Origin of the sequence: Seramator thermalis (assembly GCF_004138125.1) — a bacterium.
GTDB classification, from domain to species: Bacteria; Bacteroidota; Bacteroidia; order Bacteroidales; family Dysgonomonadaceae; genus Seramator; species Seramator thermalis.
On the sequence record NZ_RXHS01000010.1, the window covers coordinates 1 to 16,674 of the forward strand.

At 42.3% G+C, this 16,674-nt stretch carries 15 protein-coding genes; 8 read left to right on the forward strand and 7 right to left on the reverse strand.

All coding sequences use genetic code 11. From position 1 onward, the window contains the following. On the reverse strand, nt 1-557 hold a 557-nt coding region (locus tag EJN84_RS08420), incomplete at its 3' end, for an ATP-binding protein (protein ID WP_129595009.1). Between the two features lie 33 nt (nt 558-590). After that, nucleotides 591-1,616, reverse strand: a complete 1,026-nt coding sequence (locus EJN84_RS08425) for a Mu transposase domain-containing protein (RefSeq protein WP_238943981.1) — start codon at nt 1,614-1,616, stop codon at nt 591-593. A 355-nt stretch (nt 1,617-1,971) separates the two neighbouring features. Between EJN84_RS08425 and EJN84_RS08430 the strand changes: the two genes are divergently transcribed. Further along, the gene (locus EJN84_RS08430; RefSeq protein ID WP_129595011.1) at nt 1,972-3,012 is read left to right on the forward strand and encodes an IS110 family RNA-guided transposase; all 1,041 of its coding nucleotides are present in this window, start codon (nt 1,972-1,974) and stop codon (nt 3,010-3,012) included. A 66-nt stretch (nt 3,013-3,078) separates the two neighbouring features. Here EJN84_RS08430 and EJN84_RS08435 read toward each other — a convergent pair whose 3' ends face one another. The 3 genes from EJN84_RS08435 to EJN84_RS08445 all read right to left on the reverse strand — a co-directional run bounded on the left by EJN84_RS08435 (nt 3,079) and on the right by EJN84_RS08445 (nt 6,128). Then, nucleotides 3,079-3,576 (reverse strand): hypothetical protein, encoded by a 498-nt coding sequence (locus EJN84_RS08435; protein WP_129595012.1) that lies wholly within the window; start codon nt 3,574-3,576, stop codon nt 3,079-3,081. 159 nt (nt 3,577-3,735) lie between these two features. After that, nucleotides 3,736-4,677 carry a class I SAM-dependent methyltransferase gene (locus tag EJN84_RS08440; RefSeq protein ID WP_165004207.1) on the reverse strand — a complete coding sequence of 314 codons (942 nt, stop codon included), beginning with the start codon at nt 4,675-4,677 and terminating at the stop codon, nt 3,736-3,738. Further along, complete coding sequence (locus EJN84_RS08445) at nt 4,674-6,128, reverse strand: lipopolysaccharide biosynthesis protein (RefSeq protein ID WP_129595014.1); 1,455 nt, start codon at nt 6,126-6,128, stop codon at nt 4,674-4,676. Before EJN84_RS08445 ends, EJN84_RS08440 begins: the two co-directional genes overlap by 4 nt. 135 nt (nt 6,129-6,263) lie before the next feature. Between EJN84_RS08445 and queG the strand changes: the two genes are divergently transcribed. Both queG and ruvB read left to right on the forward strand, forming a co-directional pair. Further along, nucleotides 6,264-7,199, forward strand: coding sequence for a tRNA epoxyqueuosine(34) reductase QueG (gene queG / locus EJN84_RS08450; protein ID WP_129595015.1), 936 nt, complete (start codon nt 6,264-6,266; stop codon nt 7,197-7,199). Between the two features lie 9 nt (nt 7,200-7,208). Further along, complete coding sequence (gene ruvB, locus EJN84_RS08455; RefSeq protein ID WP_129595096.1) at nt 7,209-8,234, forward strand: Holliday junction branch migration DNA helicase RuvB; 1,026 nt, start codon at nt 7,209-7,211, stop codon at nt 8,232-8,234. A 75-nt stretch (nt 8,235-8,309) separates the two neighbouring features. Here ruvB and EJN84_RS08460 read toward each other — a convergent pair whose 3' ends face one another. After that, complete coding sequence (locus EJN84_RS08460; protein ID WP_129595016.1) at nt 8,310-9,668, reverse strand: DUF4270 domain-containing protein; 1,359 nt, start codon at nt 9,666-9,668, stop codon at nt 8,310-8,312. A gap of 156 nt (nt 9,669-9,824) precedes the next feature. Beyond that, entirely contained in the window at nt 9,825-10,643 is an 819-nt protein-coding gene (locus EJN84_RS08465) for a glycogen/starch synthase (RefSeq protein WP_129595017.1), read from the reverse strand. A 199-nt stretch (nt 10,644-10,842) separates the two neighbouring features. On the opposite strand from EJN84_RS08465, the gene panC reads away from it, so the two are divergent. The 5 genes from panC (at nt 10,843) to ligA (ending at nt 16,589) form a co-directional block, all read left to right on the forward strand. Further along, nucleotides 10,843-11,685, forward strand: a complete 843-nt coding sequence (gene panC / locus EJN84_RS08470; protein ID WP_129595018.1) for a pantoate--beta-alanine ligase — start codon at nt 10,843-10,845, stop codon at nt 11,683-11,685. A 7-nt stretch (nt 11,686-11,692) separates the two neighbouring features. Then, nucleotides 11,693-12,046, forward strand: coding sequence for an aspartate 1-decarboxylase (gene panD, locus EJN84_RS08475; protein ID WP_129595019.1), 354 nt, complete (start codon nt 11,693-11,695; stop codon nt 12,044-12,046). A 79-nt stretch (nt 12,047-12,125) separates the two neighbouring features. Then, nucleotides 12,126-13,448 carry an MATE family efflux transporter gene (locus tag EJN84_RS08480; protein ID WP_165004210.1) on the forward strand — a complete coding sequence of 441 codons (1,323 nt, stop codon included), beginning with the start codon at nt 12,126-12,128 and terminating at the stop codon, nt 13,446-13,448. Nucleotides 13,449-13,500: 52 nt separating this feature from the next. Continuing rightward, nucleotides 13,501-14,574, forward strand: a complete 1,074-nt coding sequence (locus EJN84_RS08485) for a hypothetical protein (RefSeq protein WP_129595020.1) — start codon at nt 13,501-13,503, stop codon at nt 14,572-14,574. An 11-nt stretch (nt 14,575-14,585) separates the two neighbouring features. Continuing rightward, nucleotides 14,586-16,589: an NAD-dependent DNA ligase LigA gene (gene ligA, locus EJN84_RS08490; RefSeq protein ID WP_129595021.1), complete on the forward strand. Its 2,004-nt coding sequence runs from the start codon at nt 14,586-14,588 to the stop codon at nt 16,587-16,589. The last annotated feature ends 85 nt before the right edge of the window (nt 16,590-16,674 follow it).

Consider the following 16,674-nt stretch of genomic DNA (forward strand, 5'->3'; position numbering starts at 1 on the left):
GTGGATTTCAGTCCATGTCTGTCCTCAATGATTTCCATCATATCGAGCAACTCTTGCCCTTCAAGTGGTTTTAGGCCAAAGTCATCCAGGATTAAAAGATCTGTTTTTGCTGTTCTTTCAATCAGCTTTGTATACGTACCGTCTATCTTTGCTAATCGCAGTTTTGCATTTAGTTTCTGTGTATTATAGTATGCAACGCTTTTACCCAGGTAACAGGCCTGATGACCTAATGCAGAAGCAAGAAAACTTTTTCCTGAGCCGGAAGCACCGGTTATAAGAATTGGGGCTCCTTTGCTGATGTAATCACCGGTACTGAGTTCTTCGATCAAACTTTTGTCCAGGTTACGTGCAGCTGAACATATTACCTCTTCCATGGATGCCTGGTAGCGAAAACGGGCATTCTTGATCAACCGGTCAAAACGTTTGTTTGTTTTATTCAGTATTTCCGCTTGTAGAAGCAACGTTAAACCATCATTAATGGATAAGTCCGATAACTGTCTGTTTTGCCTGAGTTCATTCCAGGCCTGAGCCATTCCGTGTAAACGAAGGCTTTGCATTTGTTGTTCATTTGTGTTGTCATATAAAGGGGTTTAAAAATGTAATTCCAGTTGTTTGGCATAATATTCGGCTCCTCTTACATTCTCGTGCTTAGGTAAGGGCTTTGCCCTTAACGCGGAACTATAATCTGTTAGCGCCTTATTTTCGATCACTTTTTTCAGAAAACCATACGATAATTGCCGTTCGGCAATAGCAAGATGACAGGCTCTTTCAAAGAGTCCTGCTTCAGTTTTTCTGTGCAAGTGAAGCATTCCATCACAACTCTTGTATAATTGTTCGGGAGGCCTGCTGCTGTCCTTAAACAGACATTCAAAGAGTTCTCCCAGTACAGGAGTTTTACTTTTTGCCAGATTAATATAGTACTCGGGGCTCCTGTTCAGGTAATGCTGATGTGCGGAACATAAATGATTTTTATTGGTGGTATATGGATCGGGGCCAAACGAACGAAGATGCGTGACCGGCTGTTGTCCGTCTGCATAAATCCACACCATCGTACGTGTGTAAGCGACTTTCACATTCCAACCAATCCATTGATAAGGTACGCTGTAATAGTGCTTGTCACGGCCAAGATAGATGTGATTATTTGTGGACACTTTCATTTTTATATAATATTTTATCTCGAAAGCCGTATCAGGCAATGGCTTCAGGCACGGCTTCTCGACAGATAAAAATCGTTCCTCCCGTGTGTAAGGATACCGTTGCATACGAGTCTGGTTGTGTGCTGTCACATGTTTTTTTATGGCCGCGTTGAGCTCAGACAAGCTATGGAAGGTTTGCTTACGAATACGGGCATATACACGATGATAGATGAGCTTTACCTGATCCTCGACAAGGGCTTTGTCTCGCGGTTTTCTGACTCTGGCTGGCATAACTGCAAACCCGTAATGGTTGGCCATATCCAATAGGACATGATTGATGGTTGGCTCATAACGGTCGGCCCGGGTGATGGCTGTTTTAAGATTGTCGGAAACAACCTGTACGGGCACTCCACCCAAAGCATGCAAACAACAGGTAAAGGCATAAACGAAGTCATCGATAGCTTGCGATTGAACTGCCATTGCAAAAGCATAATCTGTATGTTGCAGACAGGCAACGAAGACCTCGTATGTTTGCAGAATTAACACAAAGAGGGAAAAGTTCTTTGATATCCATCAAGCAAAAGAGATAGTTTTGTATAAAAAACACAGGAAAAGAATGGATTAGCATAAAGACCTAGATAACATTACTGTATATCGTCTGCTAGAGATTGCACCATTCTTTTCTTCTCTAAATGCTGATCGCCAAGAACTATCTGTATAGTATTCTGTATAGTATAAAGAAAACAGACCGTGATGTTTGTATTTCGCATTTGCTGACGAGGAAAGAATACAAGAGAAATTTTCCTGTGGTTGTGAAACTAAAAACAAAGAAGAGATGAAAGTATCATTTTGCGTGGGCATCGATATCGCCAAAGATAAATTTGATGTTTGTATCAAAGAGCGAAAATCAGACGGCCGTTCGGTGGTAAAGGGCAGCCGTTCGTTCAGTAATGCTGAAGGGGGTTTTGAAGAGTTGGGGGTTTGGATTGAGAAACGTACGCGGGAAGTTTCCACTTTGCTGTTTGTGATGGAAGCTACGGGTGTCTATTACGAAAATTTGGCTTATTGGCTTGAAGAACATGGGTTCAATGTCAGCGTCGAACTGGCAAACAAAGTCAAGCATTACGCCCGGAGCCTGAGTGTGAAAACCAAAACGGACAAGGTTGACGCCTCTGTCCTAGCCTCGATGGGATTGGAAAGAGAGTTGGCGCTCTGGCATCCGATGTCGGTCGTTTACCGGGAGTTGCGTGATGTCAGCCGTTTGAAACTTGCTTACAAGCGAAATCTGAACGCACTTAAAAGTCAGCTTTCGGCGATGGAATCGGCACACGATAAATACGACATGGTTCTCTCTCTGCAAAAGGAGCAGATTGCCTTTTATGAGGATGCCCTCGAAAAATTGGATGTGGAATTGAAAGAGATTGCCCGCAGGGATCCGGAACTCTACGAGAGGATAAACAAGGTTTGTACGATAAAGGGCTTGCAGTTCAATACGGTAGTTGCCGTAATTTGTGAAACGAACGGATTCCGTCTGTTTCACAGTATAAAACAGGTAGTCAGCTATTCGGGACTTGACGTGAAGTTCAACGAGTCGGGAAAACGCAAAGGCAGAACAACCATTTCCAAAAAAGGAAATGCACGAATAAGGGAGGTGTTGTATATGCCCGCCTTGTCTGCCATTCAACATAACAAACCGATTGCGCAACTGCATAAACGCATCTGTGAGAAAAATCCGACGGCAAGGAAAAAAGGTGTTACTGCCGGTATGCGCAAACTCTTGGTGTTGATTTATACGCTTTGGAAAAAGAATGAAGAATATATTGAAAATTACGTCGTTGCCGGTACAGTGCAGACATCAGGGAATGAGGAGAATTAAGCTTTCATTTGGCTTGGACAAAGATAAAGCTTTTTTAGATAATTAACTAATTTAATTTGCTTTTTATCATAGTATCTGGTAGGTTATCATCTCTCCTGTCTGTATATCAACATAGGATAAAGTGTCCCCGGCAAAATCGACCAAAAGTTTGTCTCCCGGGGTGGAGCTGAGAACCATGGTGGGATGACTCGCACTTTGATGCTGACCCAGGTGGAAACAGAACTGGCTGTAACCGTAACCATCGGGGTGTTCCGAGCGGTATTCCTGCCACAACGTAAACCGCGTTAAATGATTCTTGGGGTTTTCAAGTTCCTTTATATAATCATCGAGGAGCAGTTTCAGCGTATCGAAACGCTTGTCACTGTACGCGGGATTACCGGCGTAAAAAACAGATTCCAGAACGGGATCATCAAGGAGCAACAAATCTTCAATAACGACATCCATCTTTTCCAGTCTGACTTTGTAAGACTTGATGGTATTACGGGAGATTCCGGTAATACCTGCAATAGTCTTGACTCCTTTACTTGCTTGCAGCAATAAAAGCATTTGCTTTATTTTATTCATACTTGTTGTTTTTCCTGACATAATTCCTTCGTTGTTAGTAGTTAATAACCTACGAAGTAAATAAAAACCATCAGAAAATCAACAGTGAAGAGGGGTCAACATGCTCCGGAATACGGATGCCGCCGCTCGCAAATTTTATATTGTTTTCTTTCAGAGGGGTCAATAACCGCCGGAATGACAGTTAAAATGTATCTGTTTACCCTGGTTTCCCGGGGGGTCAGTATGCCCGGAATGGGGAGTCAGTATGCTCCGGAATATCCAGTCATATCGTTTTGATAAACCACCACACCCGGATTTGGACGATGAGAAAATCCGTTCTCGGAGAAAAAAACGGCTGAATTTTTCAAAATCGTCCTGATGGTGATAAGTGCAAAGTGCTATTTTCAAGGGTTGTTCCGTGAGTATTTCTTTCATTCCGTCAAGTACTAAATCTTCAGCACCTTCGACGTTGATCTTATAAAAATTAGGGCGTGATGTTTGGTTACGAAAAAAGTCGTCGAGGCACACTTCGTTATCCGTATTTCTATTGGATACAAATTTCGGGATGATGACGGTTTTTTCTTTCCAGGGAGCAAAAGTAGCTTCGAGTGCCTCTCTCCATTCCGGATCTTGTTCGAAAAGATACACTTGCGAGAGCTTTTCGATATTCATCAATGAAAATAAACTTTCGGCACAACCGACATCGGCAAGCACATCTCCGGCTTCAATGGAAAATTCGGAATCGATATAACAATGCGGGGATGCGGGATCTTGCTCCATAAGTAATCCGTTGAACATGAGTTGAACGGTTCGTTTGTTGTTTGATCGTTTGAAAAACAATTTTTTATCGCCTAACAACGTATAGGGAAGTCCGATTGACGCATCATGAAATACTTTGATGTTGTCGGCAACATATTTTTCCTGAAAAGTGTCGAAAAAGGTCGTCAACGTATTGCTTGAAAGGTAATTTAATGCTTGTTGAATATCCTTGTCATTAGAAGGATGTTGTGCGTAGAAATCAAGAATTTTGCTTTTGAACAATTGTTGTTTGCGTGCATGCTCGGAAGCATTGATTCGCGATTGGATTTTGTAGGCGATTTTATGAAATAAGGAGCTCATCATAATTTTATTTTTTTGGATGCAACCCATTCTCCGATATCTTTTGTCATTTCCAAGCGTAAGAATTGGCATATCAGCCAATAACTTCCGAAAACGAGGATCAGACTCACGAGGAGAAAGATAAGATTGCTCGATATGCGTAAGGTTGCAAAATAACCTATTGCTGTGCTTGCAAGGGCTATCAGCAAATATGGCAAACTGTCTTTGAGAAAATGGAAAATAGAATAGCCGATGAGTTTTTTCGATAAAATCAACGAGATAATTACAGTAATATAGGTATAGATTACCCAGCTGGCCGCCAGTCCCATAATGCCGAAGCGGAAAAGGACAAGGATGAGCAAAATCAGGATGACACGTCTGACGATTTCGATACCCAGAAAAAAATCGGCCCGTTCGCGGGCAATAAATAGTTCGTTGAGGATAAACGAAAAAGAAGACGCCATTCCCGCAAGAGTTAACAGCTGGAAATAGGGTACAGCTCCATCCCATTTATGACTGAAAATAAGTCCAAAAGCAGGTTTTGCTGCCAGTATCATATATAATCCAATCGGAAAGGCGAGAAATGATATCGCCTTCATTATTTTGCTCACGACGCGTTTCAGCCGTTCGGTTTGTTCGTTGATTTCCGATAAAATGAGCATCGAAACAGACCGAAAAGTATTGGAGAGCGTGCTGAAAGGAATATCTTGAATTTTGTTGGCCTGCGAATAGAATCCGACTTGTTTCATCGAATTAGGGAAAAAGAAAGCGATGATCGAAGGATAAATATTGTTGAACACCGCGCCAATGATGCTTGCGACAAGCAATTGATTGCTCAATCCCGCAAAGGAGCGCATCGTTCGAAAGCTGAAATAGACAACGGGTCGCCATTTCGACTGAATCCAAAAAAACAGGGAACGTAAAAAAGCATATACAACCGTTTGCGCAACCAATGACCATACACCATATCCTTTGATAGCCATCCATATAGCTACGATAGCGGCAATGAATAGAGCCGGCAGATTGAGTTTAGTGATCGTTTGGAAGTCGGCTTTTTTCGTAAGGAGTGTTTGTTGGATAAGTGCAAGCGAATTGAAGACAAAGGAAAGGAAAAGCACACGCGATACCGGTTCTATTCGCTGATCATGAAAAATTTTTGCCAAAAAAGGTGCCGAAAAAAACAGGATTAGATACAGAAGCACTCCAAGCCCGACATTGAAAAAGAATACCGAACTGTATTCTTTTTCGGTTACGTTTTTTCGGTTGATGAGTGCGCGACCAAAGCCACTGTCGATCAAAATCCCCGAAAATGCAATGAAGACAGATAACGCTCCTATCAAACCGTATTCCGATGGAGCGACAATGTTCATCAGTACCAGACTGCTTACCAGATAAATGATTTGTTGCCCGAATTTGTCGAGAAAGCTCCAAACAAGGGATGAAACTGTTTTTGTTTTTAGCTCCGAATTTCCCATCAACGGATGTTTTCTGCAAAAATACGTAACTTTTTCAAATTTTCGGAAGTCTGCAACAAAGTCTTTGGCCGTCTATAAATTCCACGAACGAAAATCAATCCTTTTTTTGTAAATTTGACGACCTATATTCATCGTATGAATTTTTCGGACGAAATTAAACAGCAAGCGCTGGTACTCGGATTTGATGCGTGCGGCATTTGTCGGGCTCAAGATTCGGAACAGGGCACATATTATCGACAATGGCTTTCTGCCGGTTACCAAGCCGGGATGGATTATCTGGAAAGGAATGTCGATAAGCGGATCGATCCGCGATTACTCGTTCCGGGCGCGAAATCCATTGTTTCGGTTGCGTTCAACTATTTTCCGTCGAAGTTTCTTCCCGATGATGTTCCGCAATTTGCTTACTATGCTTACGGACTTGATTATCACGAAGTAGTGAAGAATAAATTGGCCTTATTGTTCGATTTCATCAGAAAACATTACCCTGAAGTAAATGGCCGATTTTTTTGTGATTCGGCGCCTGTCCTTGAACGATATTGGGCGGCGCAAGCGGGAATCGGATTCATCGGGAAAAACACACTTCTCATCATTCCCGGCAAAGGTTCTTATTTTTTCCTTGGTGAATTGATTCTCGATTTGGAACTGGAGTACGATACGCCGCCAATTTCTCAAAATTGCGGAAGTTGTCGCCATTGTCTCGATGCCTGTCCTACTAAGGCCATCGAGCAGCCTTACGTTATGAATGCAAGAAAATGTATTTCCTATCAAACTATCGAAAACAGAGGCGATATAGATGCCGATATTCAGCCGTTGTTGAGCAATAATGTTTACGGATGTGATATTTGTCAGAAAGTTTGTCCATGGAATCGTTTTGCAAAGCCTAATCGAACACCCGATTTTTTGCCTTCGGAAGAATTCCTTTCGCTCGATTTGGCAAAACTTCAGGCTATGGATGAAGATTCGTATCGACATATTTTTGGCCGGTCAGCAGTGGAGCGGGCTAAATTTTCGGGCTTGAAGCGCAACGTGGAAGCAATTTCGAAAACTCGCGATAATTCATTACTTTTGTAACTGCAAATGATGCAAGAACACTTCGACATACGGGATAATCAAAATTTTCAGGATACGGATCGCGATTTTGAGAATGCTTTGCGTCCACTGACTTTTGGCAGTTTTTCGGGGCAAGAGAAGATTGTAGAAAACCTGAAAATTTTTGTGAGTGCAGCGCGCATGCGTGGCGAGTCGCTCGATCATGTCCTTTTGCACGGGCCTCCCGGTTTGGGTAAAACTACTTTATCAAGTATCATTGCGAATGAGCTTGGAGTGGGATTTAAGGTTACATCGGGACCGGTACTCGATAAGCCCGGCGATTTAGCCGGTATTCTCACTTCGCTCGAACGGAATGATGTGCTATTTATCGACGAAATTCATCGCCTTTCGCCTATTGTGGAAGAATATCTCTACAGCGCAATGGAAGATTTTCGTATCGATATCCTCATCGATAAGGGGCCGAGTGCCCGTTCCATTCAAATCGACCTCAATCCGTTTACGCTGGTAGGCGCCACCACACGAAGCGGTTTGCTTACGAGCCCATTGCGTGCCCGCTTTGGCATCAACATGCACCTGGAATATTACGATATCGACACGCTTACGCAAATTGTGCTGCGGTCGGCCGATATTCTGCAAATTGCATGTGAACGAAATGCTGCCGAAGAAATAGCTTCGCGGAGCAGAGGGACACCTCGTGTAGCCAATGCCCTGTTGCGCAGGGTTCGCGACTTTGCGCAAGTAAAAGGCAATGGCAGAATAGACAAAGCCATTTCGACCTATGCGCTCGAAGCGCTGAATATTGATCGCTACGGATTGGATGAGATCGATCATAAGATTTTGCTTACCATTATGGATAAGTTCAATGGTGGACCTGTGGGAATCAGTACCATAGCAACGGCTGTCGGTGACGATGCAGGGACCATTGAAGAAGTATATGAGCCTTTTCTGATCAAGGAAGGTTTTTTGAAGCGTACGCCGAGAGGGCGTGAGGTTACCGAATTGGCCTATCGACATTTTGATCGAAAGCCTTTTAATCGTCAGGAAACATTATTTTGAATTATTAGAAAAACAGAAAAAAGCTGCGAAATTGCAGCTTTTTTCTGTTTAATAAATATCGATAATCGTTATGTCTCAGAATTTACTGAAGATAAGATCCATCCTCATATTTTCGGGTTTTTTGCTTATAGCAACTGCCGAAGGGGTCATTAGGTGTGACATCGAGCTGGTTACCTGATAAGAGTACCCAGAAGGATCCGTCTTTGAGATATAATTAATGGCCACAGGAACCAGCAGATAAGTAATATCTTGGAGTTTTTCGCCTTTGTTTGCCTGTAGCTGTTTGTAGTAATTAATCATGGGAGAGACGTTGGAAAAATTATACTGAAATTTCGAGTCGAGAGTTGCATAAAAAGTCGTCAGATTATTGTACATTTTTCGATTTTCGAAAAACCCACTTAGCGAATCTTTGTTGATAAGCAGCACTGCTTGAGGCGGTGATAGCTTGAATTTTTCTTCCGATTCGTTGGGAAGGGCCTGTATTGTAAGATTTGCCAAACTTAATGAATGCGATTCGAGCTGATCTGCAATCTGCGATAATGGGAAAGTTATTTCGGTGATCACTCCTGCCGGGGATTTTAAGTAGGTATATTCATCATTCTCCAACAGTAGTTGATTGTTTGTGTTCTGAATCCGGTTTATTTGGGTAACCTCCGGTGTAATGCTGATGCCGAGCGAACTTACATAAGTAGAATCTACTCCCGTAGAGCTTTTTCCGATATAGTGATAATGGACGAAAAGATGTGTGTAGTCCACATTCAATACTGTGCTTTTTCCAAAGGTAGTCGTAATATACAATCCTTTCAGTAATTGGTGAAAGATATTCGTATTGATAGGCGTTTCGGGATGATCGATTTGGTAATTCAGAATTTTTTGTCCCAACGAATTCGGTAATTTTACATCCATGTAATATTCTATGGAATCGGTATAGTAATCCGAAACTTTTCTGGAACTTGCTACACTGTATGTAGCTTCTCCGATGGGACTAGCGGGATCATAATATCCGTCGATATTGAAATTGGTGTAGAATTTTGAAGTTGGAAGAGTTTTGGTGAGCTCATATGCCGAAATCTTCATTGGAGCGAGCGAATCGCCAACCCACGAAGAATACGCGATAGACAGTCTGACGGAATCGATAATCGCCCCGTCTTTGAAAGCAAGACCTTCGGGATAGTAAAATTCGCCGACATAGTCTGATTTTATCTTTCCATATAATGGATCGATGTATTCTCCCAATACCGGATTTTTTGTTTTGGCGAAGATGCTGTCCACTTGTGAAGTTTTGGCTGTCAGAAAGAGCGTGTCCGAGCCTACCGAAATGACATCTTTCCCCGGTTGAATGGTAAAGCCGAGTTCGCTGATCGTGTCATCACACGAAACGAGTATAGTCGTAATCAGTGCCAATAAAAATATCCACGGAATTTGAATCTTCATTCGTTGCGAAAATTTGTAATTTGTGCGGCAAATATCCGAAAAAAAAAGCGGATAAAAAAACCAACCTTGTGGTTTCGTGCGTTTTTTAATTTAATTTTTATATCCTCTTATATCCTCACAAAGGATTCATCTCCATTTGAAAATAAGGAATAGATCTCAAGACAATATCTTTTCGTAAAAATTCTCGATGCGCTCCACATTTTTATCAAAATCTTCTTCATAGTCAAGAAAATTGATATTTTTTTCGCCAATGTATTCCGATATAGACCTGTCAATTTGTCGGCTACCCTGTATCACTCCGTCAGAATAGTCCACGGCTATTTTCGTGAGTTCAACGAAGTCAATGGGCTCACGTTTGGAAATTTCTGCTATTTCGGGGTCTCCGATAGTGTCGAAACGCAATTTTTGAGGGAATCCCTTTCGGAAAGGTTTTAAAAAGGTTTCATCGTAGATTGAATAAACTACTTTCGAGTTTTTGAAACAGGGGTCTTCGGAATATCCTTTTTTGATATAAAAAGGCGCCACCGCAGTAAACCATCCATGACAATGGATGATATCGGGTATCCATCGAAGTTTTTTGATAGTTTCCATTACCCCGCGAATAAAAAAGATGCTGCGCTCGTCGTTATCGTCATACTCCTCTCCGTTTTTATCGACCAATGCTCCCCTATTCTGAAAGAAATCTTCGTTATCAATAAAATAGACCTGCATGCGAGCCGATTGAATAGAGGCGACCTTAATGATGAGCGAGTGGTCGGTATCGTCGATGATGAGGTTCATCCCCGAAAGGCGAATCACTTCATGTAATTGGTTTCTACGTTCGTTGATAACTCCATATTTGGGCATGAAAGTGCGGATTTCGTGGCCGCGTTCCTGTATGGCTTGTGGTAAATTACGCGAAATAGTAGAAATGGGGGTTTCCGGTAGATAAGGAAAAACTTCCTGCGAAATATACAAAATTTTTTTCTGTTCCATGAAACTGGTTGAAATAAAATTGAGTACAAAGATAATAAAAAAAATCCGCATAAATACAAAACAAATTTGCAAATAAGTTCATATAATCTGATTTTCAGCATTTTTGGATTTTTTCGATGAATATTCTTCAAAGTTTAACCTTCATAGATTTCGAGAAAAGATAAAATTTTTGTTGCTTTGCATGTTTTTTCTGAAATAAATGGAAATTGTAAAATCAATCACTCTTCTCGATGATGTGTTAAACGCATTCCGTAAGAAAGGTAAAACCATTGGTTTAGTCCCTACAATGGGAGCTTTACACGAAGGGCATGCTGCACTGGTAAAACGATGTGTTGTCGAAAATGATATAGCGGCCGTAAGTGTTTTTGTCAATCCGACTCAATTTAATAATCCCGAAGATTTGCGGCTTTATCCGCGAACGCTCGATGCCGATTGTGCTCTGCTCGAAAAACTTGGTGTGGACGTTGTTTTTGCGCCCGATGTAGATGAAATGTATCCGGAACCGGATACGAGAGTTTTCGATTTTGGAATGTTGGACAAAGTGATGGAAGGACGATTTCGCCCGGGTCATTTCAATGGCGTTGCACAGATCGTAAGCAAATTGTTTTACGCGGTGAAACCGGATAAAGCTTATTTCGGAGAAAAAGATTTTCAACAATTGGCCATTATTCGCGAAATGGTGAAGCAACTGCAGATCCCGGTCGAAATTATTGCGGTTCCTATCGTTCGCGAGCAAAGCGGACTTGCCCTCAGCAGCAGAAACATGAGACTGACACCGCAACAGCGAGAAACCGCTTCGGAGATTTTTAAAACACTCGAAATGAGTGCTGACTTGATCGAAAAACAATCTGTTGAAGACGTTAAAAAGTTTGTAGTTAATCGCATAAACAATCACGATGCATTAAGTGTTGAATATTTTGAAATTGTAGATGGCGAAACGTTACAAGCCATTTTTGATTGGACTGATTCTCAGTATATTGTCGGATGCATTGCGGTGTTTTGTGGCGAAGTCCGGCTGATTGATAATATTCGTTATAAATGAAAGAGTTATGTGGATTGAAATGTTGAAATCTAAAATACATCGAGCTGTGGTTACCGATGCAAATCTTAACTACAAGGGCAGCATTACGCTCGATGAAGATCTCATCGATGCTGCAGGGTTGAGAGTTCATGAAAAAGTGTCGGTGGTGAACAATAACAACGGAGAACGTTTCGAAACGTACGTGATTCGTGGCGAAAGGGGCTCGGGAATTGTTTGCCTGAATGGAGCTGCGGCTCGAAAGGTTCAAGTGGGCGATGTCATTATTGTGATGAGTTATGCACTGATGACACCCGAGGAGGCAGACAATTTCGAACCGGTAATAGTGAACTTGGATGGAAAAACAAATCGAACTGTAAGATAGTCAATATTATATATAGAATACAACCACTGAAACCGACGTCTGTGGAGAGCAGTCGTCGGTTTTTTTGACAGCCTAAAAAGTGTATTCGAATAAACGAATTCTCAGAATCAGTGCCCCACTTTTATTTAGTTTGCTGGCACAAAACATTCTGCAAGTAATCGATACTGCATTTCTTGGCCGAGTAGGAGAAGTGGAGTTGGGTGCCTCGGCATTGGCGGGGGTGCTCTATATTGCCATTTTTACGCTCGGGTTTGGGTTCAGCATGGGAAGTCAGATTCTTATCGGACGTCGCAATGGTGAACAGAACTATCGACAAATTGGCGAAATTGTTATTCAGGGAATCCTGTTCTTAAGCATGCTTGCTGCTGTATTGATTCCGTTGATGAGTTTTGCTTCGCGACACTGGCTGCCTTTGCTTTTTGAGTCGGAGCATATAGCTGAGGCTGTTACCGAATATCTTGTCTGGCGAATTTTCGGAATCTTTTTTGCTTTTGCCAATGTCATGTTTCGTGCTTTTTTCATGGGAATAGCACAAACCAAAGTATTGACATGGAATGCAATTGTCATGGCGCTCGTGAACATAGTCCTCGATTATGCTCTTATCTTCGGAAATTTCGGCATGCCGAAAATGGGGATTGGAGGAGCTGCACTTGCATCGGTAATTGCCGAAATTGCATCAATGTTATTTTTCGTTATCTATTTAATGAAAAACATCGATTTCAAAAAATATGGGTTCAATATCATCCGTTTACGTTGGCCTGTAATGAAACGGATTCTCGATATTTCCGTTTTTATGATGATTCAGAATGTTGTTTCTATCGGGACGTGGATGCTGTTTTTCCTTTTCATCGAAAATTATTTGGGAGAACGACCTTTGGCAGTCGCCAATATTGTTCGGAGTTTCTATATGATTCTTACTATTCCGGCAAATGCGCTTTCGGCTACCACCAATACATTGGTGAGCAACACGATAGGGGCGGGACGTAGAGATGAAGTGTTTTCACTTGTAAAACGTATTAGCCGGATGAGCTTTGCGATAATTGTTGTTGTAGCTCTCTGTGTAGCAATATTTCCCAAAGCCGTCATAGCAATTTATACCAACGATCCCTCGCTCATCGACGATACGGTGATACCGCTTTATGTATTGCTTTCGGCATTACCTTTCTATAGTGTGGGTGGTGCCTTGTTCAGCGCCGTTTCGGGTACGGGTAATACGCGTACGGCGTTGGTTTTCGAATTGGTAACGATGATTTTTTATGTTTCGTACATGTGGCTCATCATCGTGCATTTGCGATCTTCCGTTGCGATTGCCTGGACTACCGAACATTTATATTGGATTTTTCTGCTGATTATGTCATCCGTTTATTTAAGAAGTGGAGAATGGAAAAACAGGCAAATTTGAGGAAAACTGTTCATAGTTTTATTTATCTTTATTGCCGAAAACGTATTTGTTTATGCTGAAATTCATCAAAGCCTTCGCCTTTGCGCAATTCGTGATTTTTACGATAGCTGCGCAACAATATGATTGGAAAGCCGATTTTCATTATTTTTTCGATAATACGGAATACGAGGGTTCGTCGTTTGCAGAGCCTCAAACGATGACCGGAATATGGTTGATGCCCGAAGGACTTGTTACTTGGCAAGATCGTCATTCGTTGCATGCAGGGGTCGATTTATTGAAAATTCCCGGAACCAATGAAACGGTTGACAAAGTTGATCTGGCAATATATTACGAATACAAATTGCCCAACGTCCAATTTCGAGTCGGATCTTTCCCGCGTCGGGAATCGCTACAGGATTACAACAATTTCTTTTTTAAAGATTCGGTAAATAATTATTTGCCGATGATGCGCGGTATTTATTGGCGTTTGGGTGGCGATAAATCTTTTTTTAAGGCGTGGATGGATTGGGTGAGCTATGCTACGCCTGCTTCGCGCGAAAAGTTTTTCATCGGATTTTCGGGGAAAATTTCGAAAGGTTTGGCTTTCGCCGACTTTCAATCGTATATGTTTCACAATTCTGTTTCGCGCCCTGCCGATAAGAATGATCCGGGAGTACGTGAAAATTTGCAACTCCAAATGGACATTGGGTTAAAATATCCGGCCGGGAATAATTTTGACGGAAAGATATCGGTAGGAGCTCTGATGGGTTATGAACGTGATCGATTTCGTGATGAGATGTACAAACCGATGGGGTTTGTTGCGAATGTTGATGTCGAATATTGCGGATTGGGAACCAGAAATGAATTTTATGCGGGCAACCGACGCATGCAGTTGTTCGACCGGTTTGGAGGCGATTTGTATTGGGGAACACAATTTCTGCAAGGGAAATCCTATCTGAAAAGCGACTGGTATGTGCATGCCATTCAATCTGATTGGGCAAATGCCGATATCGACCTGATCCTGCATGTTTCGGAAGGAAAAGTATTTTTTCAGCAAATGATGAATGTTATTGTTACCCTGGATCAGGATATGAAACATGCCAAGATAAACAATCCTTTTCCCTGGATGAAAATTTTTGATCACTAATCTTTTTTCAGATGCAAACACCAAAAGAACGAATCGAATGGTTGCGTGAGCAGCTTCATCAACACAACTACAATTATTATGTGCTTTCGCAACCCACCATATCCGACGCAGAATTTGATCGGATGATGCGCGAATTGATGGATTTGGAAGCCAAATATCCCGAATATTACGATCCAACTTCGCCTTCACTGAGAGTTGGAAGCGATGTTAACAAGAATTTCACGCAAGTAGAACATCGCTACCCCATGCTTTCGTTGCAAAACACATATTCCGAAGGAGAGGTAGCCGATTTTTACAATCGGGTGAAAAAAGCGTTGAACGGAGATTTCGAAATTGTCTGCGAATTGAAGTTCGACGGCACTTCCATTTCGCTCATCTACGAGCATAAGCGATTGGTGCGGGCCGTGACGCGGGGCGACGGCAAAGTGGGTGACGATGTTACCGACAATGTACGAACCATTCGGAGCGTTCCGCTTATTCTTCGAGGCGACGATGTGCCCGATTATATCGAAGCACGGGGTGAAGTGCTCATGCCTTGGAAAGTTTTCGAGCAACTCAACAAGGAACGAGAAGAGCAGGAAGAACCTTTGTTTGCAAATCCCCGAAATGCAGCCTCAGGAACGCTCAAATTGCAGGATTCGCGTGTGGTGGCATCGCGCAAGCTCGACTCGTATATTTATTATTTACTGGGAGAAGAATTACCTTCCGATAGTCACTACGAAAATTTGCAAGTAGCGCGTCGGTGGGGATTGCGAGTCTCGGATGCCATGAAAAAATGCAAAACTCTTGACGAAATATTTGAGTATCTGAAATATTGGGACACGGAACGAAAAAAATTGCCGATAGCAACCGATGGCGTCGTGCTGAAAGTAGATTCACTGGTTCAGCAACGCAATTTGGGCAATACATCCAAATTCCCGAGATGGGCTATTGCTTATAAATTCAATGCCGAAAAAGCACTTACGCGATTGATTTCCGTTTCGTTTCAGGTAGGACGCACGGGAGCCGTAACGCCGGTTGCCAACCTCGAACCTGTTCTGCTTTCGGGCACCACCGTCAAACGGGCATCATTATACAACGAAGATGCCATCAATGCGCTCGATTTACATATCGGCGACATGGTGTACGTTGAAAAAGGAGGTGAAATCATTCCAAAGATTACAGGCGTGGACAAAAATGCACGAACCGGCATTGGCGAGAAAATTCGTTTTACCGAGAAGTGTCCCGATTGTGGTGCACAACTCGTTCGCAACGAAGATGAAGCCGCCTATTATTGTCCTAATTCCGAAGGATGTCCGACTCAAATCAAAGGGCGTATCGAGCATTTTGTGACGCGCAAAGCGATGAATATTGCCATTGGACCCGAAACCATTTCGCTTTTATACGATAAAGGACTGGTGAAAGATCCGGCAGACTTGTACGAACTGAAATTTGAAGATCTGATACATCTTGAAAGATGGGCCGAAACCAGTGCGCGAAATTTGTTGGCAAGCATCGAAAAATCAAAATCGGTGCCTTACGAACGTGTTTTATATGCACTCGGGATTCGTTACGTGGGCGAAACCGTTGCGCAAAAATTGGCTCAGGCCTTTCCCTCAATCGACTTGTTGGCTCAGGCTACTTTCGAGCAACTGACCTCCGTAGAGGAAATAGGCGATCGGATTGCACGCAGTGTAATTGATTCCTTTGCCAATCCCAAATTTGTGGATTTAGTCGATCGGTTGCGTCGTCATGGTTTGCAATTCTCATTGACGGAGGAGGCTCTTGCGGCAAAAACCGATAAGCTGAAAGGAAAAAATATCGTTATCAGCGGAACTTTCGAATTGCATTCGCGAGACGAATATAAAGCAATGATCCTACAAAATGGAGGTAAAAACAACGGTTCGGTGTCGAAAAACACCGATTTCATTCTCGCCGGAGAAAATATGGGCCCCGCAAAACTCGAAAAAGCTAAAAAATTGGGTGTGAAAATCATCGACGAAAAAACATTTTTATCCATGATTGGCCATACTTAGGAAGATTCGATGAATATTTTACGAATGAACTAACCTTAATCGAAAACTGTTATATAGAAAGCTATGTTTAATTTAATAAAAAACC